This window comes from Streptomyces sp. BE303 (assembly GCF_036290945.1).
Lineage (GTDB): Bacteria > Actinomycetota > Actinomycetes > Streptomycetales > Streptomycetaceae > Kitasatospora.
The window spans coordinates 1-329 of record NZ_JAQYWZ010000179.1; the positions used below are offsets into that span (position 1 = coordinate 1).

Annotated in this window: 1 protein-coding gene; it reads right to left on the reverse strand. The window is 70.2% G+C overall.

The window, feature by feature from the left end:
• A partial coding sequence (locus tag PUR56_RS01050; RefSeq protein WP_329947450.1) for an acyltransferase domain-containing protein occupies nucleotides 1-258 on the reverse strand: 258 nt, incomplete at its 3' end.
• Nucleotides 259-329: the final 71 nt, after the last annotated feature.

Sequence of the window (329 nt, forward strand, 5' to 3'; positions counted from 1 at the left end):
CAGCACGTCCGCCCGCACACCCCAGTGCGACAGCAGCGCATGCAACGCCACCTCCACCGCGAACAACGCCGGCTGCGCGTACCCGGTCCGGTGGATCAGCTCCTCGTCCGCCAGCACCTCCGCCAGCGGCTGGTCCAGATAGGCATCCAGGTGCAACGCCACCTGGTCGAAGGCGTCCGCGAACACCGGGAACGCCTCGTACAAGCCCCGGCCCATCGACGCTCGCTGCGCACCCTGCCCCGTGTACAGGAACGCCACCCGACCAGAACCCGCAACACCCGTCAGACCACCCGACCCGGAAGCGACCGCGCCCAGCCCGGTCGTCAACC